Origin of the sequence: Hyphomicrobium sp. DMF-1, assembly GCF_027886585.1 — a bacterium.
GTDB lineage: Bacteria > Pseudomonadota > Alphaproteobacteria > Rhizobiales > Hyphomicrobiaceae > Hyphomicrobium_C > Hyphomicrobium_C zavarzinii.
Genome location: NZ_CP115706.1, coordinates 2,130,447 through 2,148,719, shown reverse-complemented (window position 1 = coordinate 2,148,719; position 18,273 = coordinate 2,130,447). Strand labels below are relative to the sequence as shown.

Below are 18,273 nucleotides of genomic sequence, written 5' to 3'. Positions count from 1 at the left end.
GACATACAGAGCGAGCGTGCTATATTGATGTTGTTAGCACGGCAATGAGCCAACCCGAAAGGAAGACACCAATGTGGACGATGGACAACACGACCGGCTTTTCTCAGGCCCAGCTCGACATCATCAACAAGGCAATTCGCCTGATGGACACGGACGGCGCCTGCGAGAGCACCGTCAACGACGCGATCAACAATGCCTGGAACGAGCAGGAAACCGCCGAAGAGCTGGCGGCAGACGCGGCAAAGATCTTGGGCCGGTAAGGTGACGCCCAAACAACTCTCAGAGGCCCGGCGAGAGCTGGGCCTCACTCTTGAGCAGATGGCGACAATGCTCGGCTATGCGGGCACGCAGCGCCGGCAAATGCAGTATGATTTGGAGAGCGGCCGAAGAGACATCAGAGAGCCGCAGCGCCGCCTCGTGGAGGCATATCTCGCGGGCTACAGGCCACCCGACTGGCCCGAATAACAGAACCCCGGAAGCCTGAGCCTCCGGGGTTTCTTATTTCATCTCATCCATCGATGCGTCGGCTCGTACCCGGTCTAGCCTAGGGGGGATCGGGCGCTGGTGTAGCGTTGCTCGATCCTCCCGCCAGTTCACTAACCCCGCGTCCTTAGCCCGGAAGCGTCAACAGAAAGGAGATCTGCGTGTTTTGGCAACACACCCGGAGATTACCGGCTCCCCTCTGATGAGGGATTAGCAACGCGCGGATTATACAGATTCTGTATAGTCCGCGCGTCCCCCTTCGCTGCCGGATTCCACAGTTATTGCAAATCGTCCAACCGGACGACGGAGCATCCTATTGCGGACAGGCATTGCAGGAAGAACGCGGCCGTAAAGCCGCCCCTACTGATTTTATTGGCTATGTTCCGCTCACTCTCAGGCACGCCCATTGCCGTCAGCTTATCGGCTAACTCCCGATAGCCGACGTTTCGGAGCCCATGCGGCTTGGATGGAGGATCACCGCCGTCTCGACAACGGAGCGCTCGCAAAGCGCATTGTCAGCCTTGCGATGGCGCATCCAGTGTCGCGGAATTGGAAGGGATACTGGCAGCGTGGGAAAGACTAAGCCGCGGCCTTGAGAGCGGTTACGTTTCGACCGAACCACGACATAGATTTGAGTTGTTCGTCGCTCATAGCATGCGCAGCCTTAAGAAAGGCGTCGTAGATCGCTTGAGCGAGCACGGCGTCATGCGCGGTTGCCATTGTATGTCTCCTAGCGTCGAAACTCACGTTTTCCAAGCCAGTTCCACCCGGATTTCACGCCGCCTCAAGCTGGCTCACAGACACCTCGACTTCCTGCTTCCCGCCAAACATCGGAACCAGAACCCTCGCAGTCTCCCCCTTGATCGAGAGGATCGGCACGCAGAGATGCGCCCATGCACTGCCGGGCAGCTCGACGAGGTCGCCGACGCGGAACGACCGGTGTACCCGTGCGGTACTGGTTGGAACCAGCCCGCCGGACATGCGGGCGAGCTTCTGGACCGCCTCGTCCCGGATGAGACCGGGGCGCCCGTCCACCGTCACAACACCGGTCACACCGCGCCCCGCGAACGCCCTCACGACATCCCAAGGGTCCGCGCCCGCCGCAAACACGTATCTCGGCAGCAGCGCGTAATCACGCTGCACGCGGCGGTTCCGGCCCGTCCTCTTCCACTTGGTCTCCACCGGGCAGAAGGCAGAAAGGCCCCGGCGGCGCAAGATCGCCTCGACGGCGAACTCTTTCATCGGAGACGTGCGGAGCGCAAACCACGCGGTCATGTTTCAGCTTCTCCAGAATGTAACGCGCGGACTCGATTGAGATGGGAATTTTGGTGCGGCCGAGCTCGTTCGCGAAACGAAGGGCCTGGCGCAGCTCTTTCTCGGCGTAGGTCATCCGGGAGGCCTCCCGAAAACGATCGAGTGCTTGGCCATCTCCATCAAAACCAGGGTCTCACCCGCGTTGGCCGTTCCGGCGACGTACAGCTCGCCGTTTTCCAACTCGCCGATGACAGCGAGCCTTCTAAACTCGCTCGCCTTAGCCGCTTCGAGAATAGTCTCGGCTTGGAAGCGGTAGCTTGATCCAACCTCGACCAACTTCAGATCAACAACGTTGCTCACCCCGGCGCCCTCCGTGTTGCCTTCACCTTCTTGCTCGTCCTCTGCCTGATCTTCTGGGAGGCGTTCATCCCGTATCCGTGGACCTTCTCCACCTTGCCGTTCTTGATGCGGTAGCCTTTGAGCGTGAGGGGGCGGGTCATGCGAGAACCTCATCACGAAGGCGGCCGCGGCCGAACCTGTTGAAGACGGCGCCCGGCTCTTTTGACCGCGTTCGCACCGCCGGTGCTGTGAAGCACTTCCCATGATGGCCGGCGCAATAGCTCGATCCTGCCACCCGCTCGCACGGGCAGAAACCGTGATCGGGGTCGCGCACATCGCCGTAAATGAACCGGCAGGTCTTTTCGGTAAGGTCTTCGAACGATACGAGCTTGTCGGGCCGCTGCGGCTCAGGCGGCAGGGCCTCGCGGGGCGGGCGCGGCGCGCGGGGCTCCAGTTCCACCACCTCGCGCACTTCGGCCGGGATCCTGACCACCTTCGGCTTGTACGGCTTGCGCTCCTTCTTGAGCTTGATGGCGCCGATGCGGTTCATCTTTCCGATGACGGCGTTGCGGGTGATGCCTCCACCCAGGCTATTGGCGACCTGCTGCGCCGAATGCCCCGTGAACCAAAGCCGCCTGGCTCTCTCCGTGCGTTCTTCCGTCCAGCCTGATTGTGCACCGAACATGCTTACCCCCGATCTCCGGTCATGCGTGAATATTTGTCCCGCTTCGCAAGAAACGTTTCTCCAAGCCTACGGAGCGATGCGCTCAATGAGCCAGCCTCTCCTCGCAGGACGGAAGCATAGGCATCGTCGAAGCTGCGCGCCTTGGATCTGAGCGCGCCGACCTCGCCTTTCTCAGGGAGGCGCCCGTTCACGCGAATGAAGTCGTGCAGCGATAGTATCCAGCCCTCATCCGCAGCGGTTCTTCCGATGGGGGTCCTGATTAGTTTGTCGGCCAACGCAACGCGCGCATTCGACCAAGCCGGATCGACTTTGGACTCTGGCGTAACCTCACGAGTGTTGCTCGCTCTTGCATCCGCACAGGCTGCCGCAATCTCGGACGGTGTTGGAAAGGATCTGCCGCGATGATTGCGCAGGATCGCATCGCCTGCTTTCTCCAATTCCGTGTCGCTGTACCGGCCAATGAGATTGCTGATCTCGTGCAGATACGCGACGGGATCCGGACTATCCGGCTGTCCGTAAACGACGCAGAGACGCGCGAGGAGACGGTTGCTCATTGCATCGCCCCCGATGTCAGGCCCATCCGCTCCATGAGCGCCCTGGTGTCGGCTTGGCGCTTGGCACGCTGCTCATCCCAGGAAGCCCTGCCGGTGTTGATCGGCTGGGCGGACGGACGGACGGCAAACGCCGTGCGACACCAGTTTCGCCACGTGGCCTGCCAATCGAGCTTCGCCGCCCCCTGCCCGGCCTTGGCGTGCCAGAAGTCGCGGAACTTATCGGCCTCGAGCAAAATCTGGGCATCCGACGCGTGGACGAAGTTGATCTTCGTCCAGTCCCGCCATTCGTCCGGGAGCTGCCAGTCAGCGGCGAGGCGCTTGCCGCGTTTCGGTTCGGCTTTCGGCTTGGGGGGCCCCGAAGGGGGGAATCTAATTTATCTTCTACCTGAGAAAGTAACCCCGAAGGGGTTTCTATACGCGCGTATACGCGAGGCTCGGAAACGAACTGTGGTTCGGTTTTTGGCGAACTGTGGTTCGGTGCCGAACTGTGGTTCGCGAACCACAGTTCGGAACGAACCACAGTTCGCGAACCCTGGTTCGGCGTCTCTGAGTTCGGCGAACTGTGGTTCGCTTTTCTGGCCTTCTGAACGGCCCTCTCTCCGACGCCCATGATGGCGGCGATTTCCTTCGTGTCGGTGATGCCGGCGGCGATGAGAACAGCAACGAACTTGGCTGTGGGCGTTCCTTCGCAGGTTGCCGCGGCGGCCTTGATTTCGTCACGCACCGCTTCTAGATTCATCGTTGTCAAGACGCACTCCATTCGCTGTGGATGTCTTGGGAGTAACGAGTTCGGATTCCTCATTCCCCCGGGTGAGGTCAGAGGGCGGTTCCCTTACGAGCCGCCCTCCATTTTTTTATGCGACGCCCTTGAGGCCCTGCTCGTGGGAGAGCTGGGCGAGCGTCACGCTGCGGAGCTTCACCGCGTCGTCCTTCACGGACTGGATCGTCGCGGCCGCGGCCTTGCTCACCTCCTTCACCGGCTCGAACGCGAACGCGATGAAGTTGAGCAGCCCGCCGGCGCAGATCGCGAACAGCGCGAGCAGCGCCGAGATGCCGACACCCGTCCAGAACTGAGCGGATTCCGAGGGACGCTCGGTCTGCGTCACCGCAGCCGCGAGGATGAGCCCCTGAGACGCGCCCGCCGCATGGCCGGCGTGGCGCTGCCCCGACGTGTCACGGGCGGCCTTGAGATCGCTCTCCGCCGAGGCCAGCTTGACCTCCTGAGCGGCGATCTGGTCCCAGAGCGCAATGTCGGCGGTGGCCGCGAAGTAGCGCTCGCAGAACGCGAGCGACTGCGGGCCCTTGGTCACCTTGCAGCCCTGGGTGAGGCCGGTGAACCACTTGTGGGCCTCGGAGGTCTGGATGACGGCGCGGGCGGCCGCCACGCTCTGCGTGGGCTTCATCACGTTGCGCTCGTCGGTGAGGCGCGCGACCTTCGCCTCGAGGTCGCGCACATTGCCGCGCGTGTCCTCGTAGGTCTGGGTCTGCATGGACGCCTGCTGGATCGTCGCGTCGCGGTTCGCCGCGGTGAAGCCGGTGTGGCTCAGAAACTCGACACAGACCGCAACAGCGAACAGTGCCGTCGCGGCGGCCGAGACGCCCTTCATGTCGCGCTTCCAGGCGTGATAGGCGGCGACCAGCGAATAGCCGACGATGAAGGTGCAGAGCGCGAGAAGGCCCGCGAGGCAGATGCTCGCGACGGTGTTCTCGCCGAGCTGCCAGCCGAACATGGCGGTGATGACGGCGGCCAGCGTGGTGGCGATGAAGCCCGCTCGCCGCATGTGCGGGATGAGGTCATCGAAAGATTGCGGATGCATGGAAATCTCCTGTGCGGGTGAGAGGGGAAACGCGGGGACGCAACAGGACTCAGTCGGTGGGGGATCACTCCACGAGATCCAACTCGCGCTCGTTCACCACTTCCGTTTCGTCGGCGATGGAGCGGAGCTTGTAGCGAGTGATCATCGTGTGCGTGCCATACTGGTCCACCATGTCCCAATTGGGCGCCTTCACACTCTTGGCGCTCAAGGTGCCCTCGATCGTGCGGGGCTTACCGGACGTGCCGATGTAGCCGATTTCCTCAACCAGTATGTGCATCCCGCTTAGAAGACGTTGCCCCGGCACGTGCATAATCCAGTCGGTCCATTGGTATTTCATGGTCGGTCACTCCGTTTAATGTTGATGGCTTGCGGCGGAGGGGAACGGGCCCTCCGCCGCGCTGCCGGACACAGGCGCGTTGCATTGGAGGCTCCAAATGTCCGGCAGAGACTCGTTGAAGGTCAGCCCGAAGGCCTGGATTCCAACCCAGTTCCCTCCGGGTTCCACGCCGCGAATACGGTCGAGGCGCTTAGCGAAGCGCGTGCGGAGGAAGTCCTTGGCGGTTTCACGTTGGTGCATGCGCGTATCCTCGCGGAATTGGCGTGGAACTGAGGAGATACGCGGTACTGGAGGCCAGAGCCCCTATGCGTGTGCTGCTGAACCCGTGGTAGGTCTCTCGATCGAAGCTTCCTGCGGAGAATGCCCATGACCTTTTTCCTGGACGTCCAGGCCGATCCTGCGGCCGGCGTTGCCACGATCTCGTGCCTGCAAACGGCTCTGCGAATGGCCCTCGTCGCGTTCGCCGAGGTGGATCGTTCGAAAGGGCTTGAACGGCTTGCGCAGCTTGAAGCCGAGATAATGCAGGAGGTGAAGAACACGGTGCCGTTGAAGGCCGATGAAGCGACCGAAGCGCGAGTTTGGCTGTTCGGTCACGGCGCGGTTCGAACGACCTTCGGACAGGTGCGCGCCATCGTCGAAGGCAATAATGATCCTGGTCCTGCCTAGAGGCGTCTCCTCGACGCGGCAGTCGCCCATCACGAACGTTGGTCTCCACCATCCAAACTGCATTGGATCTCCTTATGCGTGTGCTGCTGACCGTGGCCTCTTCGCGTTCGCAAAGCGTTCGCGGTCGGCTCCGAGAAATCCCCACATAAATGGCCGCTACGTAAATTGACTTTACGTGCCCAATGGGTGTAACGTCAAGGAGCTTTACGGGTGAAGGCGAAAGACGTGCACAAGGAAGCTGCGGCGGGCATTATCCGCCGCCATGAACAGCGAGTTCGACATCAAGGTCATGAAGACGTTCAGTGAACGCCTAAAGGCGGCGCGCATCGCCGCTGGCTTTGAAGAGGCAGAGGATTTTGCAAATGCGCTTGGGGTAAGGGGCGCACGCTACCGATATTGGGAGCGAGGTACGGCGAAGCCCGATTTGACCAACCTGACGCGCATCTGCCAGTTGCTCGACGTTGAGCCAAACGACCTTCTGCCGCTGGCGATCAAGCGGAAGAAGCCCAAGAAGGGCGACGCATCAGACGGGGGCTCGGACCCTCGTGCTGTTGCCTAAGGGTCGTTCACCTAATTGTTGCCGTTAGGATTAATTATAACTGGGCCTTGATCCGGCTTTCCAGGGCAAATGACTGAACATGATCTTATCCTATCTGGTAGATAGCCAGTAGAGGAAAATGAATAAGAAAAAAAACACGGCTACAACCGTCTGAACTCGGTCCCAAAACCTAGCCTGTCTCTCCTCAATCTTATCAATTTTTTTCATGTAGGAGACGCCCTTGATCGCTAGCTTGTCGACACGCAGGCCGGTCTCGTCCCGTATGTTTTCCAAATGCTCTAGAAGTTGATCCAGCTTATTCCTGGTAGTCGTCGCGCTATTGGTAGCCCACTCGGCGGCGGCTGACGCTTGATCTACGGTTAACATCTGGCGGCGCATCAGAGCTACCTCCGCCTCTAGCGCAGCCAACCGCTGGTCAACGCTACTGTTTCCAGGAACAGGTGGCGGCCCCACAAACCTTTCGTCATCCATCGTTCGCCCCCATTACACAACGCTAATCCACACCCGCTTTTTGTCGGCGTCAACTAACGTCGTTCTTTAGTTCGTCCACAGTCGCGTAAAAATAATTTACGCAACCCCTTGACCTCATCACTTCTCGTAAAGTAGATTTACGTCCATCACCCGGGGGCGCCGGCCAACCACAGCACACTCCAAACGGCGCATCGGTGATCCCGGCGGGGCCTCTCCCCTTCCTCCCAGGGGCCTCGCCGGGCACGCGGGATTTCCCAGCTCCCCGGTGCGGGGTCGTGGGGGTGGGGCGAGCACACAGAGGGATACGGGACGTGCTCGCCCCCAAGCCGACAGGAGCAAGCGATGAAGAACGAGAAGCTCACGGCCGATCAACTCAGGCAGGCTCTCCATTACGATGGGGAAACGGGTGTTTTCACCTGGAAGGTATGGGGTGGCCGCGGAGTCTCTGTCGGCAGACGCGCTGGTTCTCATCACAACGCAGGCTACTGGCATATAGGCATCGGGGGCGAGAGATACTTGGCCCACCGCCTCGCATGGCTCTACGTGCATGGCGAATGGCCACTATTGGAAGTCGACCACATAAACGGAAACAAGCGCGACAACCGTATCGCCAATCTGCGCCTAGCGACACGCCAGCAAAATGGCGCGAACAGAGGCGCCAACTTGAACAACAAGTCCGGCTGCCGAGGCGTGCATTGGCATCCGCAAAGCGGCAGATGGCGCGCTGAGATGAAAGTCGCTCGCAAGAGCAAACACATCGGACTCTTCAGAACAAAAGAGGAAGCAAGCGCGGCTTATCAACGGGCAGCGGCGGAACTGTTTGGCCAATTTGCCGGGGGTCACAATGAGGGATGAGTTTTCCATGCCGGGCTTCACCGTGATCGGTGACCTCTCGATTGAGACGCACGAGTTCGAATGCGCCGTCGAGATCGAGCCCGACGACATGATGGCGGGAACGAGCTGGTACGTCGCTCGCGTCTACATCCAGGGCACGGTGCGCGGACGCGGGCGGCTCCGCTGGTTCGAGATCGCGGAGCGCAATCCCCTCTTCGACAAGATCAAGGAATTCGCGCTCGATAATCGCGAGGACAAGCTCGCCGAGCTTTGGGACCGCTACCTCGAAGACCACCCGGTATCTCGGGTGCGGCCCGACCGCGACGAGCACCGCACCTATCCGTAGCGTTTGTGGCGTCAGCGTAGACACCAGCTGAGAGCCGGGGGGCTCATATGGAGCACGTGAAAGAGGCCGCGATCATCGCGGGGTTGAGTTCGGCGTTTGCCGTCGGAATGGGGATCGCGCTGTTCGCGGTCGTCGCTGCAACGGCCAGTTAGTTCAGTTCCCCGCGCGGCTAGGCAGCCCTCCCAAAACCGTCCGGAAATCGAACCGGATCGCCGCGCGGGGTTTTTCGAGAGGTGCACATGATTATCACCGACCTCTTCCTTCTCCTCGGCGTCGTTCTGCTTCTGATCGGAGTTTTCAAATGAGAGACCTGTTCGAAATCACCATTCCGTATGCGGTTTTGTTTGCGGCTGTGGGCGTCGTCGTCGCCGTGATCGGAGGCGTGTGAGCCATGGTCGAGAAGTTACCGAAGTCCATCGTCAAAGCAATCTGCGAGATCAAGAAATCGCTCGAGGCCGTTTCCAAGACGCAGAAGAACAGTCACGGCGGATACATGTTCGCCTCGACCGACGACATCTACGCAGCGCTCACGCGCAAGATGGGTCAGGTCGGCCTCGTGATCATGGCGCTCGAGGACAAATGCGAGATCGTCAAGGTCGAGAAGGACGGGAAGACCGTACAGTGGGCGCACTTCGAATTCTCATTCGTGCTGGCCACCGATGAAGACACGTGGAGCGACGAGCGCGCCAAGCGCACCCTCTACATTCAGGTCACCGGGCCTCAGACATTCCAGGCGGCGCAGTCCTACGCCGAGAAGAGCTACATGCGCTCCCTCTTCAAGACGCCTACCGGCGACATGGACCTCGACAGCATGCCCCAGGCCGAGACCGAGGAGGGGCAGGCCGCGCTGAACGGCAACGGGGGAAAGCGCAAATCGTCTGCTGCTGCAAAGCGTGACGGCACGGACAAGCTGTTCAACGAGATCAAGCAGAAGATCGAGACGGCCGAAAGCCTCGACATGCTCGAACAGCTTCCCGACCTCTACGCCGACGAGATCGCGACACTGCCCCGGCACTGGAACGAGCTGATCCAACACACCTACGAGGATCGCGCCGCGGAGCTTCGCCAATGAGCAGCACCGAACGCGCCAACAACGTCGTCAAAGGCGGATGGGCCCCGCGCTTCATGAGGAAGAAGCGGATCATCATTCCTGACGGCAAGGCGGAGATCATCGCGCTCGACATTGTCTACGAGGCCCTGATGCCGCTCTCGTCCGACGCCCAGAGCCGCGTCCTTGAGCACGCGGTGAAGCTTCTCAACGAGCGCGCCAAGGCCATCAACGACTACGAATTCGAGGACTGACCATGAGCCTGCTTCGTTGCTGTGGCTTTTCCTTCGATACGGACTTTCACGACTGCTGTCCATTCTGCGGGGGTTCAAATGGAAACGACGACGCACGTCCGGCTGTCCACACGGCGCGAGCGGCAGCAGGCGACCTTGGAGCGCGAAACCCGAGTGGCACTCATCCGGTACGCGGCGAAACACGGCTTGGGGTTCGAGGATCTCATCGTGAAGTTCAAGCTCTCGCCTGATGAGGCGAGGCGGTACGTGTTCGGGAGGGGAGTGTGACCCGCAAGCGCCGCACGGCAGAACATCGCGAGGTCATCTGCAAGGCCCGCAACTGGACCTGCCACATCTGCGAATTGACGATCGATCCGGTTCGGCAGCGCTGGCACCTGGATCACGTGATCGCATTGGCTGCCGGCGGCAAGGACGACGACGACAACCTGCATCCGGTTCACGAGAAGTGCCACCTGAAGAAGACCTCAGACGACGTGGCGCGGATAGCGAAAGGCAAGCGGATGAGAGCACGGCACCTCGGCACGAAGCCACCGAGCGCGCGCCCGGTTCCAGGTAGCCGGAACACGAAGTGGAAGCGGAAATTCGACGGAACAGTAGTACCGCGCTGAGGCGTCGAGGACGAAGGAATAGGGGAAGAACATGGGCGTGAAATGCGGCAACTGCAAACACTTCGTTCGGAATGGGAAATGCGCATTCCTCAGCACAAGCGAGGGGCGCGACCCAAAACGTCCGTTTGCACACGCGCCGTTTTGGGTCTGGTCCGACTGCTACAGTGACAAGGAACAGGTTCGATCCGACGTTGAGAGCGCGTGCCCAACGTTCGCTGAGAAGACCGCCGCGTAACGACTAGAGCGCATCAGCTCTTACAGGAGAACGACGGGGATGAAGTTTCAGATCAAATCACGCTGGGATAGCAGCAAGGTCATTTTTGAGACCGAGATCGAATGCAGCGCCGATACCTATGAAGGTGTCAAGCGTGGCCTCGCGATAAGGGCAGCCATTAAGAGCGGTGCGGTCCTGAGCGGTGCGGACCTGAGCGGTGCGGACCTGCGCGATGCGGTCCTGCGCGATGCGGACCTGCGCGATGCGGTCCTGCGCGATGCGGACCTGCGCGGTGCGGACCTGCGCGGTGCGGTCCTGAGCGATGCGGTCCTGCGCGATGCGGACCTGCGCGGTGCGGTCCTGCGCGATGCGGTCCTGCGCGATGCGGTCCTGCGCGGTGCGGACCTGCGCGGTGCGGTCCTGAGCGATGCGGACCTGCGCGATGCGGACCTGCGCGGTGCGGTCCTGAGCGATGCGGTCCTGCGCGATGCGGACCTGCGCGGTGCGGTCCTGCGCGATGCGGTCCTGCGCGGTGCGGTCCTGCGCGGTGCGGACCTGAGCGATTGCCCGGTAAAGATCGCGAATATTCACCAGAAGGTCTACGCCGCTGCATCACTCCCTAATGCTCTAGACATGGGCTCGTGGCATGCCACAGACTCCTGCGGTACGACGCATTGCCGAGCAGGCTGGGTCATTCATTTGGCGGGTGATGGCGGGCGCGCACTTGAGTACGTCATGGGCACTCCTGCGGCAGCGGCCGTCATCTACATGGCCAGCGATCCGACGCTTGAGAAGGTCCCGGCTTTCTATTGCGGGAACGACGACGCACTCGAAGACATGAAGCGCTTGGCCGAAGCGGAAGCTACGGCTGTCGAGGCCACGCCATGACAGATACACAGGAAGACGTGATCGAGCGTGCCCGCTCGAAGGTGGCTCATTTGGATGAGGCGATGAAGGACATGGCGGACGAGATCACCTCCCTCCGTTCCCAGAACAAGAGGATGAGAGAGGCGTTGGTAACTGCGGCAGTGCGATTTGACCTTCTAGCGTCTGACATCGGGGAGAGCCATGCGATCAGCGGAACTCTTCGAGCAGAGCGAACAATTAGAGCCAAGAATTTTGCCCTCGAAGTCATGGCCGCACTTTCCCATACCTCCAAAGACGAGACTCCCCAATGATCGATGACAACGCCAACAGGCGCCTGATCCTCATCCTGAGCATCATCATGGTCGTCACGGCAATCGGTGTCGGCGTGTTGCTCCGGGAAATGTACTACGTGGCCTATCCGCATCTGCGGCCACAGGCGCCGGTCTCAGCGGGCACGGTCGAGACGTGCGGAGACGAGTGTGTGTTGCGTCGCGTGAACGTCCTGGAAACGAGAGTAGACAAGCTGGAGGGCAAGCGGTGACACACAAGGATGGCGGACAGGCGATCGTGGCTGAGCATCATAAACTCGATACCGACAAGCAGGTGTTTTTCTACGAGCAGGACTTCTACGTCCTGAGCAACTTCAGCGCGTTCAACCTGTTTTGGCAGCGGCGCACCTTCCCGACGAGCGAGCACGCTTACCATTGGGAGAAGTTTATCCCGGAGACCCGCGATGAGAACCGCGTGTTCGTCCGGGACGCGATTCGGAACGCGCCCTCAGCCCATGCGGCGTTCAAACTGGCAGAAGGCTGGAAGTCGCTTCGTCGGCCAGGCTGGGATTCCATCAAAGTCGACATCATGCGCGACATCCTTCGCGCGAAGGCATCTCAGCACGAATACGTCCGACGGAAGCTGCTCGCGACCGGCGACCGCGAGCTGATCGAGGATAGCTGGCGCGACGACTTCTGGGGCTGGGGGCCGAACCGCGACGGGCAGAACATGCTCGGAAAGCTCTGGATGGAGGTCCGCGCCGAGCTGCGCGCCCGCAACGACGGAGGGCGCGATGCAGGGTGACCTCTCAGCATTGATCGAGCGCGTGGAGAAATGTTCGAAACCGGACTTCCTTCTCGAAAGAGAAATCGCGAAGGCTATCGGTGGCTGGCGCGAGAGCAAGTTCTGGTTCACCAACATCAACGGATCTACCGAAGCAACTACGCTCTGGCATCCAGAAAAACATAGCGTCGAGGAGTGGGCAAAGGTCACGGAATTCGACCCGTACTTACCGCAAGCATCGGAAGCCCCCGCTTACACCTCCTCCCTCGACGCAGCTCTGGCTCTCGTAGAGGAGCAATTGCCGGGGTGGACCCGCTTAGTCGACGCTACGGCACCGGAGCTGGGCATTTGCGTCGAACTGTTCCCATCAGGCGACATCGCTGAGCGCACGGAGAGCGCGCGGGGCGATCACAACCGCGAAACGCACGCGACGCTCCTAGCCCTCCTCCGCGCTTTATCCAACGGATCTAAGGAGGGGGTTGCCTAATGCGAGTTTCCCTCGATGGGTTTGTCTCAAGCACGTGCTCTGCGCTGAAGTGCAGCCGTGACAGCCATGGCGCGAGCTTCGCCTACATCCTTGAGGGATTGCGCGACGACATAAGCGCAGTCGTCAGGGGCGAGAAGACAATCGAACAGTTTGCGGAATTTTGGTGCGTAAAGCCCGCCCGCACAGAAGCCGCGACGAACGCTTTACCCGCCCGTGACCAGCAAGACGGAGGCGGGAATGTCTAAGAACGACATTGACGAGATGCAGAGATTTCTCGGCGCACTGGTGCGCAGCGGCGGACACGCGTCACGTAAGTTTTTGCCGCGCTCAAGCAACGCGCAGGATCGGGTCCGTCAGCTGGCCAAATACCTCGGATGGGCCAAATATTCCAACGGGGAGTGGCACATCACAAATGCCGGTCGCACGGCACACCTCGCCCGCACTGAAGGAGGACAGGGGTGATGGAACACGAACTGAAAACGCTTCCCGCCTACTACGAACCCGTGGCTCGGGGCGAGAAGACGTTCGAAGTGCGGCGCGACGACCGAGGGTTTCAGAAAGGCGACACGCTGGTCCTTCGCGAATTCCTGCGGTTCCCGCCAGGGCTCACGCAATACGAACGCGAGCTCAATCAGTACACCGGCCGCTCCGTGCGCTGCAAAGTTCTGTGGGTGCTCACGGGCGGTCAATTCGGCATCGAGCCCGGCTACGTTGTCATGGCCATTGAAGCCGACCGTCTCTCTACTCAGGAAGGGGGACTGTGATGGGCTGGCCAACAGACGCAGACATTGAACGCCACCGCATAGCCCAGCTTGAAAAGGTCGGCGTCGAAAATGAGTGCCCGCAGTGCGGTGGCGAAGGATGGATCGACGATGGCTCGTGCACGTGCGGCGATGACACGTGTTGCTGTCTAGAGACTGATGCTCCCGAGTGCCCGCTATGCGGCGGTGCTGGCTTCATTGGGATCACGAAGTCGCGTGCCCTCTCACCGGTGAACACTCAGGAAGGGGGACTGTGATGACATTCGGGGAAGCACTCGATCAGATGGAAAAAGGCCGCGTCGTCTCTCGGCGCTGCTGGCCTTGGTTCTCCCGCAATCAGGGTATCGCCATCGCTCATCTTGAGCACGCACACCACAAGACCCTGTGGAAATGCGGCGTTGAAGGCTGGCTCCCCAAGGGCGAGTGGCTGCCGAGGGCAGGCGACATCTTCGCTGATGATTGGGAAAACGTTGAAGCATCGCGTCCCCTCTCACCGGAGGGCACCGCAGATGCAGAGTAAGAGGCTGCTTCCGTGCCCGTTCTGTGGCGGAAACCCTTCCATCATCGCCGACCCCAATCACTCTACGGCGGTCGACATCATGTGTCCGAACGGCGGATGTCCGGTCGAGCCTTCGGTGTGGGACGTCAACGAGGTCAATGCGATCAGGCGCTGGAACACCCGTGCGAACGCAGATGGCTAAGGCACCCGTCCACCTACGCTACGACGTTCCGATCCCGGATCGAGAGCCAGACGGCGAATTCTCTTCGTTCACGACGTGGGTACACAAGGCAACGTCGTGGATCGGCGGTGAGAACGCTCTCTGCGTAGACGCAAAGAACCGCATCTGCCGCTGCGGCGGGGACATGATGCGCGCTCGCGACGAAGGTGCATTCCCCGTCCGCTTCTACCTCGGCGCTGGTGGAGAGACGAAAGCGGAGCAACGCCGGTCTCAGGCGAACGCGCGGCGAGCACTTAAGCTGCAATATCCCTGGAGGTACTGACCATGCCTGAGACACCCGCCTCGTTCCGCTACGGCGCACTCAAATACCCGCGCTTTCCAATCCGCGAGAACCATTGGCGCGAATACAGACGAGCCGCTATGTGCGCGTTCGTCCGCATTCGAGGATGCGAGCCGCGCCTTTCGCAGGCTGATGCACTGAGGGATGAACGCGCCTATCTGAGATTCAAGCCGAGAGGTCGTGACCATGGCTGAGACACCCGCCCCGACTGATACGCGCGAGCCTCTCGATATGATCCACGATGGGACGCACGTCGTCACGCACGCGAGCCTAGACCTGCGGAACATCGCCAAGTGCCTGCACCGGGTCGGAATGACCAGCCTTGCAGATGAGTTAGCGGAAATCGCGGATGCTCTCGAAGCCGCCTCCAAGGACATTCGAGGCGGCTACTCCATGGATCTCAAACAGCAACTGCGCCGAAGCGAGGAAACCACGGCCAACGTGCTCCACGCCGCCTTAGCTGGGATAAAAGTTGCGGAGGGTCGTGACCATGGGTGACACGCAGGAAATAGATGCGCTTGAAGAGATAGACGCTGCCATCGCAGACGCCGAATGCGAACAGATGGAGCAAGACATCATCGCCACGCTGCAACTCGCCAAGGCCGAGATCACCCGTCTCCGCTCTGAGCTGACAATGTGGCACGGCAAAGTCGGAGAGTTCGCGAAAGCATTCGAGGCGCAGCGCTCCGAGCTGGAGAGGGCACGCGCGGATCTAGAGCGAGCCTATGAAAAGGACGACGTGAAGACGCGAGAGATCAACATTCTCACGCGCGAAAACAGAAACCTCTATGAACGGCTCGCCTCATCCCAGGTTCCAGAACAGAAGGACTGAGACATGACGCCAGAGGAACGCCGTGAGATCCGCAGCGATCTCGATATTGCGGACAACCTGCTTCGACTGTGCTGGGACAATTTCAAAGCGACAGAGCCGACGTTTGTTTTGCGCGACCTGATCGTCATCGAGTTCGACAGGATCCGGCGTGAAGCAGAGCAAGCAGCTTATGAGCGAGCGGCGAAGGTAGCGGAACAATACAACGGCTATGGTCCAGATGGCAGGTGTTTGACTGGGTACGGCGCCACGCCTTTCACGGCTGCATCAGACATCGCCGAGTCCATCCGAGCCCTTGGGAAACAGGAGGCCTAGTCCTATGAGCGACCTGCGCATTGCGGACATCGCTGAAATGACCGGATTTTCCATGCGCTACTGGCAGCGCAGGGCGGCGGCTGGCGAGATCCCCGAGACTCGTGTGGTAAAGCTCGGCAAGCGGCAGACCTTTCTCATCCGGGCCGATGAGTTCCGCCGCTGGTGGGAGAAGCAGCAGGTCGAGGTCAAGCCATGCCGAAAAATCTCCGGAGGCGCGGAGGCGTCTGGTGGTATCGCATCACCAAATCCGGCCAGACCTTCGAAGGGTCGCTTCAAACCGGCAACCTCGGAGTCGCTAAAGAGCGACTTGAAGGTATCCGCCGAGAGCTGACGGCAACGCGGTATGGCGAGAAGCCGCGCCGCACGTTCGATGAGGCGGCGCTGAGGTTCAAGCGCGAGCACTTCCCGGCGCTGAAGCCCAAGAGCCGGCTGCGCTACTCGGTAAGCCTGCGCGTGATGGTGGACCACTTCCAGGGCGTGTATCTGGACGAGATCGGATCGGCACGTATGGGGGATTTCGAGCGAGCACGTTTGGCGGAAGGCGTCACCACGACCACGGTGCGCCGTGACCTCGGATGCCTGTCGTCGCTCTTCTCGCGCGCCGAGGAATGGGAATGGGTCACGAGCAACCCGGTAAAGCCCTACAAGCGCGGCAGGGCTAAGGCTGGCCTCAAGGAAGGCCAGGCGCGCACGAGGTATCTGTCGGAGGGAGAGGAAAGCGCCATAGAGCCAGTGTGCGCGCCCAAGGCGTGGGACGCGATTTCCTTCGCCATCGACACCGGGCTGCGCAAGGAAGAACAGTTTTCGCTTGAGTTGACGGATCTGGACCTAGAGGCGCGCGAGATCACGGTGCGCGCCGAGGTCGCCAAGACCGGCGTTGAACGGAAGGTTCCGTTGCTGGACCGGGCGCTTGCCATCGCGATCAAACTGTCCGCAGACCGTGTGGGGAGGGTGCCGCTGTTCGTGACCAAGGACGGGGAGCGCTACAGCCCGAACAGCCCGACGATGTACGAGGCGCTGCAGAAGGCGTGCCGGCGCGCGGGCGTGGCCCGGTGCTCATGGCACGACCTCAGGCGCACGTGCGGCTGTCGGCTGCTACAGGCGCACGGCATGAGTCTGCAGGAGGTATCGGCATGGCTCGGCCACGGGGACGTGAGGATCACGCAGCAGCGCTATGCCTTCCTGCGCGTTGATCAGCTCCACCGTGCCCTAAAGCGTCCGTCGAACATCGTTTACTTAAACCCGAAGGGACAGAATAAGGGACAAAACGAATCTTAGGCTGAAAATGCAAGTCAAATCAGATACATTCAGGCATGGTTCGCGATCTGCAAATCCGCGTACCCCGGTTCAATTCCGGGCGTGGCCTCCAAATCACTCCCACCTTCTCCTGTCCCCACCTTTTCACCTTGGAGACCGACATCCAGGCGACATGCGCGCCGGATAGACCATGAGTCGCACGCAGCGCCCCGTGGCTCACGCGCTGAACCATGCTCTAACTCGCTGACGTGGAGCAGACAATTCATCCCGTTAGTGCGCAAACAGGAGCGAGCTTTTGTCCGCAATTGTCGATCTTGCCGGAAAGCGTGGTCTCGTCGTCGGCATCGCCAACCAACACAGCATCGCCGCGGGATGCGCGGCGGCCTTCGCGGAAGCAGGCGCCGAACTCGCCATCACTTACCTCAACGACAAGGCCATGCCCTTCGTGGAGCCCGTCGCCAAGACGCTAGGGGCTTCCATCCTGGTTCCCTGCGATGTGCGAATTCCCGGACAGCTCGACGCCGTATTCGAGAGAATAGAGGCTGACTGGGGCACGCTCGATTTCCTGCTCCATTCGATCGCCTTCGCGCCGCGCGAGGACCTGCATACGAGCGTGGTCAACTGCTCGCCCGAAGGCTTCGCCCTGGCGATGGATGTCTCCTGTCACTCGTTCATCCGCATGGCGAAGCTCGCCGCGCCGTTGATGAAGAACGGCGGATGTCTCCTGACCGTCAGCTTCTATGGCGCAGACCGCGTGGTCGAGAACTACAATCTGATGGGACCGGTGAAAGCCGCGCTCGAAGCGAGCGTGCGCTACATCGCGGCTGATCTCGCGGAAAAAAGAATTCGCGCCCACGCCATCTCCACCGGCCCGGTGAAAACACGCGCTGCCTCCGGCATCGACCGCTTCGACGAGTTGCTCGAGGAAGTGCAAAAACGCACCCCCGCCGGACGTCTCGTCGGCATCGACGAGATCGGACGTGTGGCTGCGTTTCTGGTGAGTGGCGCCGCCGCACCTCTGTCGGGCTCGGTCGTCTATGCCGACAACGGCTATCATACCGTCGCATGAGCCGTCCGCGCCGCGTCCCTTGATCGGCGCATATCGCGGCCAAACCTCCAGCCAAAGCGGAATCCCGCCCGAAATTTTCGTCTAACGACAGGCTACCGCTCTGCTCTCAATCGTTTAAGCTGCCCCGCAACGAGATGCGCCGCCGG

The 18,273-nt window shown here is 60.9% G+C and carries 35 protein-coding genes and 1 pseudogene; 25 read left to right on the top strand and 11 right to left on the bottom strand.

The features are described from left to right. The first annotated feature begins 71 nt into the window (after positions 1 to 71). A complete protein-coding gene (locus PE058_RS09800) occupies positions 72 to 260 on the top strand; it encodes a hypothetical protein (protein ID WP_271030472.1) in 189 nt (62 codons plus the stop codon). A gap of 501 nt (positions 261 to 761) precedes the next feature. On the opposite strand, the gene PE058_RS09795 is transcribed toward PE058_RS09800, so the two are convergent. Then, positions 762 to 890, bottom strand: coding sequence for a DUF6471 domain-containing protein (locus PE058_RS09795; RefSeq protein ID WP_271030471.1), 129 nt, complete (start codon positions 888 to 890; stop codon positions 762 to 764). A gap of 35 nt (positions 891 to 925) precedes the next feature. Here PE058_RS09795 and PE058_RS09790 point away from each other — a divergent pair. Beyond that, positions 926 to 1,066: pseudogene (locus tag PE058_RS09790) on the top strand (IS1595 family transposase); the annotation flags it as partial. 191 nt (positions 1,067 to 1,257) lie between these two features. Here PE058_RS09790 and nusG read toward each other — a convergent pair. From nusG to PE058_RS09745, 9 genes are all read right to left on the bottom strand, one after another. After that, positions 1,258 to 1,758, bottom strand: a complete 501-nt coding sequence (nusG, locus tag PE058_RS09785; RefSeq protein ID WP_271030470.1) for a transcription termination/antitermination protein NusG — start codon at positions 1,756 to 1,758, stop codon at positions 1,258 to 1,260. Between the two features lie 111 nt (positions 1,759 to 1,869). Beyond that, the gene (locus PE058_RS09780; protein WP_271030469.1) at positions 1,870 to 2,097 is read right to left on the bottom strand and encodes a hypothetical protein; all 228 of its coding nucleotides are present in this window, start codon (positions 2,095 to 2,097) and stop codon (positions 1,870 to 1,872) included. Next, entirely contained in the window at positions 2,094 to 2,237 is a 144-nt protein-coding gene (locus PE058_RS09775) for a hypothetical protein (protein WP_271030468.1), read from the bottom strand. The genes PE058_RS09780 and PE058_RS09775 overlap by 4 nt, the downstream gene beginning before the upstream one ends. Then, the gene (locus PE058_RS09770) at positions 2,234 to 2,761 is read right to left on the bottom strand and encodes a GcrA family cell cycle regulator (protein WP_271030467.1); all 528 of its coding nucleotides are present in this window, start codon (positions 2,759 to 2,761) and stop codon (positions 2,234 to 2,236) included. Before PE058_RS09770 ends, PE058_RS09775 begins: the two co-directional genes overlap by 4 nt. 2 nt (positions 2,762 to 2,763) lie before the next feature. Beyond that, positions 2,764 to 3,315 carry a hypothetical protein gene (locus tag PE058_RS09765; RefSeq protein WP_271030466.1) on the bottom strand — a complete coding sequence of 184 codons (552 nt, stop codon included), beginning with the start codon at positions 3,313 to 3,315 and terminating at the stop codon, positions 2,764 to 2,766. Then, complete coding sequence (locus PE058_RS09760) at positions 3,312 to 3,548, bottom strand: hypothetical protein (protein ID WP_271030647.1); 237 nt, start codon at positions 3,546 to 3,548, stop codon at positions 3,312 to 3,314. Before PE058_RS09760 ends, PE058_RS09765 begins: the two co-directional genes overlap by 4 nt. A gap of 621 nt (positions 3,549 to 4,169) precedes the next feature. Continuing rightward, positions 4,170 to 5,132: a hypothetical protein gene (locus tag PE058_RS09755; RefSeq protein WP_271030465.1), complete on the bottom strand. Its 963-nt coding sequence runs from the start codon at positions 5,130 to 5,132 to the stop codon at positions 4,170 to 4,172. A gap of 64 nt (positions 5,133 to 5,196) precedes the next feature. Next, positions 5,197 to 5,409, bottom strand: a complete 213-nt coding sequence (locus PE058_RS09750; protein WP_271030464.1) for a hypothetical protein — start codon at positions 5,407 to 5,409, stop codon at positions 5,197 to 5,199. Positions 5,410 to 5,484: 75 nt separating this feature from the next. Continuing rightward, positions 5,485 to 5,709: a hypothetical protein gene (locus tag PE058_RS09745; RefSeq protein WP_271030463.1), complete on the bottom strand. Its 225-nt coding sequence runs from the start codon at positions 5,707 to 5,709 to the stop codon at positions 5,485 to 5,487. 126 nt (positions 5,710 to 5,835) lie between these two features. Between PE058_RS09745 and PE058_RS09740 the strand changes: the two genes are divergently transcribed. After that, positions 5,836 to 6,135 (top strand): hypothetical protein, encoded by a 300-nt coding sequence (locus PE058_RS09740; protein WP_271030462.1) that lies wholly within the window; start codon positions 5,836 to 5,838, stop codon positions 6,133 to 6,135. 262 nt (positions 6,136 to 6,397) lie between these two features. After that, entirely contained in the window at positions 6,398 to 6,694 is a 297-nt protein-coding gene (locus tag PE058_RS09735; RefSeq protein ID WP_271030461.1) for a helix-turn-helix domain-containing protein, read from the top strand. A 90-nt stretch (positions 6,695 to 6,784) separates the two neighbouring features. On the opposite strand, the gene PE058_RS09730 is transcribed toward PE058_RS09735, so the two are convergent. Next, positions 6,785 to 7,165 (bottom strand): hypothetical protein, encoded by a 381-nt coding sequence (locus tag PE058_RS09730; protein ID WP_271030460.1) that lies wholly within the window; start codon positions 7,163 to 7,165, stop codon positions 6,785 to 6,787. A gap of 342 nt (positions 7,166 to 7,507) precedes the next feature. Between PE058_RS09730 and PE058_RS09725 the strand changes: the two genes are divergently transcribed. From PE058_RS09725 to fabI, 21 genes are all read left to right on the top strand, one after another. Then, entirely contained in the window at positions 7,508 to 8,020 is a 513-nt protein-coding gene (locus PE058_RS09725; protein ID WP_271030459.1) for an HNH endonuclease signature motif containing protein, read from the top strand. Further along, entirely contained in the window at positions 8,010 to 8,345 is a 336-nt protein-coding gene (locus PE058_RS09720; protein ID WP_271030458.1) for a hypothetical protein, read from the top strand. Before PE058_RS09725 ends, PE058_RS09720 begins: the two co-directional genes overlap by 11 nt. Positions 8,346 to 8,736: 391 nt before the next feature. Then, the gene (locus PE058_RS09715; protein WP_271030457.1) at positions 8,737 to 9,417 is read left to right on the top strand and encodes an ERF family protein; all 681 of its coding nucleotides are present in this window, start codon (positions 8,737 to 8,739) and stop codon (positions 9,415 to 9,417) included. After that, a complete protein-coding gene (locus PE058_RS09710; RefSeq protein WP_271030456.1) occupies positions 9,414 to 9,647 on the top strand; it encodes a hypothetical protein in 234 nt (77 codons plus the stop codon). The genes PE058_RS09715 and PE058_RS09710 overlap by 4 nt, the downstream gene beginning before the upstream one ends. 78 nt (positions 9,648 to 9,725) lie before the next feature. After that, the gene (locus PE058_RS09705; protein WP_271030455.1) at positions 9,726 to 9,914 is read left to right on the top strand and encodes a hypothetical protein; all 189 of its coding nucleotides are present in this window, start codon (positions 9,726 to 9,728) and stop codon (positions 9,912 to 9,914) included. Further along, the gene (locus PE058_RS09700) at positions 9,911 to 10,255 is read left to right on the top strand and encodes an HNH endonuclease (protein WP_271030454.1); all 345 of its coding nucleotides are present in this window, start codon (positions 9,911 to 9,913) and stop codon (positions 10,253 to 10,255) included. The genes PE058_RS09705 and PE058_RS09700 overlap by 4 nt, the downstream gene beginning before the upstream one ends. 274 nt (positions 10,256 to 10,529) lie before the next feature. Continuing rightward, positions 10,530 to 11,357: a pentapeptide repeat-containing protein gene (locus tag PE058_RS09695; protein WP_271030453.1), complete on the top strand. Its 828-nt coding sequence runs from the start codon at positions 10,530 to 10,532 to the stop codon at positions 11,355 to 11,357. Then, positions 11,354 to 11,647, top strand: a complete 294-nt coding sequence (locus tag PE058_RS09690) for a hypothetical protein (RefSeq protein ID WP_271030452.1) — start codon at positions 11,354 to 11,356, stop codon at positions 11,645 to 11,647. Before PE058_RS09695 ends, PE058_RS09690 begins: the two co-directional genes overlap by 4 nt. Beyond that, a complete protein-coding gene (locus PE058_RS09685; protein ID WP_271030451.1) occupies positions 11,644 to 11,877 on the top strand; it encodes a hypothetical protein in 234 nt (77 codons plus the stop codon). Before PE058_RS09690 ends, PE058_RS09685 begins: the two co-directional genes overlap by 4 nt. Then, positions 11,874 to 12,410: an NADAR family protein gene (locus PE058_RS09680; protein WP_271030450.1), complete on the top strand. Its 537-nt coding sequence runs from the start codon at positions 11,874 to 11,876 to the stop codon at positions 12,408 to 12,410. The genes PE058_RS09685 and PE058_RS09680 overlap by 4 nt, the downstream gene beginning before the upstream one ends. Beyond that, positions 12,400 to 12,876: a hypothetical protein gene (locus PE058_RS09675; RefSeq protein WP_271030449.1), complete on the top strand. Its 477-nt coding sequence runs from the start codon at positions 12,400 to 12,402 to the stop codon at positions 12,874 to 12,876. Before PE058_RS09680 ends, PE058_RS09675 begins: the two co-directional genes overlap by 11 nt. Before the next feature lie 237 nt (positions 12,877 to 13,113). Further along, entirely contained in the window at positions 13,114 to 13,338 is a 225-nt protein-coding gene (locus PE058_RS09670; RefSeq protein WP_271030448.1) for a hypothetical protein, read from the top strand. Continuing rightward, positions 13,338 to 13,640 (top strand): DUF3850 domain-containing protein, encoded by a 303-nt coding sequence (locus PE058_RS09665; RefSeq protein WP_271030447.1) that lies wholly within the window; start codon positions 13,338 to 13,340, stop codon positions 13,638 to 13,640. Before PE058_RS09670 ends, PE058_RS09665 begins: the two co-directional genes overlap by 1 nt. A 253-nt stretch (positions 13,641 to 13,893) precedes the next feature. Next, positions 13,894 to 14,157 carry a Thoeris anti-defense Tad2 family protein gene (locus PE058_RS09660; RefSeq protein WP_271030446.1) on the top strand — a complete coding sequence of 88 codons (264 nt, stop codon included), beginning with the start codon at positions 13,894 to 13,896 and terminating at the stop codon, positions 14,155 to 14,157. Continuing rightward, positions 14,147 to 14,338, top strand: coding sequence for a Lar family restriction alleviation protein (locus tag PE058_RS09655; RefSeq protein WP_271030445.1), 192 nt, complete (start codon positions 14,147 to 14,149; stop codon positions 14,336 to 14,338). The genes PE058_RS09660 and PE058_RS09655 overlap by 11 nt, the downstream gene beginning before the upstream one ends. A 505-nt stretch (positions 14,339 to 14,843) precedes the next feature. Beyond that, the gene (locus PE058_RS09650) at positions 14,844 to 15,155 is read left to right on the top strand and encodes a hypothetical protein (protein WP_271030444.1); all 312 of its coding nucleotides are present in this window, start codon (positions 14,844 to 14,846) and stop codon (positions 15,153 to 15,155) included. Further along, complete coding sequence (locus PE058_RS09645) at positions 15,148 to 15,489, top strand: hypothetical protein (RefSeq protein WP_271030443.1); 342 nt, start codon at positions 15,148 to 15,150, stop codon at positions 15,487 to 15,489. Before PE058_RS09650 ends, PE058_RS09645 begins: the two co-directional genes overlap by 8 nt. 3 nt (positions 15,490 to 15,492) lie before the next feature. Then, complete coding sequence (locus PE058_RS09640; RefSeq protein WP_271030442.1) at positions 15,493 to 15,801, top strand: hypothetical protein; 309 nt, start codon at positions 15,493 to 15,495, stop codon at positions 15,799 to 15,801. Between the two features lie 4 nt (positions 15,802 to 15,805). Beyond that, positions 15,806 to 16,132, top strand: coding sequence for a helix-turn-helix transcriptional regulator (locus tag PE058_RS09635; protein WP_271030441.1), 327 nt, complete (start codon positions 15,806 to 15,808; stop codon positions 16,130 to 16,132). A gap of 125 nt (positions 16,133 to 16,257) precedes the next feature. Beyond that, positions 16,258 to 17,079: a tyrosine-type recombinase/integrase gene (locus PE058_RS09630; RefSeq protein ID WP_333780424.1), complete on the top strand. Its 822-nt coding sequence runs from the start codon at positions 16,258 to 16,260 to the stop codon at positions 17,077 to 17,079. 274 nt (positions 17,080 to 17,353) lie between these two features. Further along, positions 17,354 to 18,127 carry an enoyl-ACP reductase FabI gene (gene fabI / locus PE058_RS09625; RefSeq protein ID WP_020087138.1) on the top strand — a complete coding sequence of 258 codons (774 nt, stop codon included), beginning with the start codon at positions 17,354 to 17,356 and terminating at the stop codon, positions 18,125 to 18,127. The last annotated feature ends 146 nt before the right edge of the window (positions 18,128 to 18,273 follow it).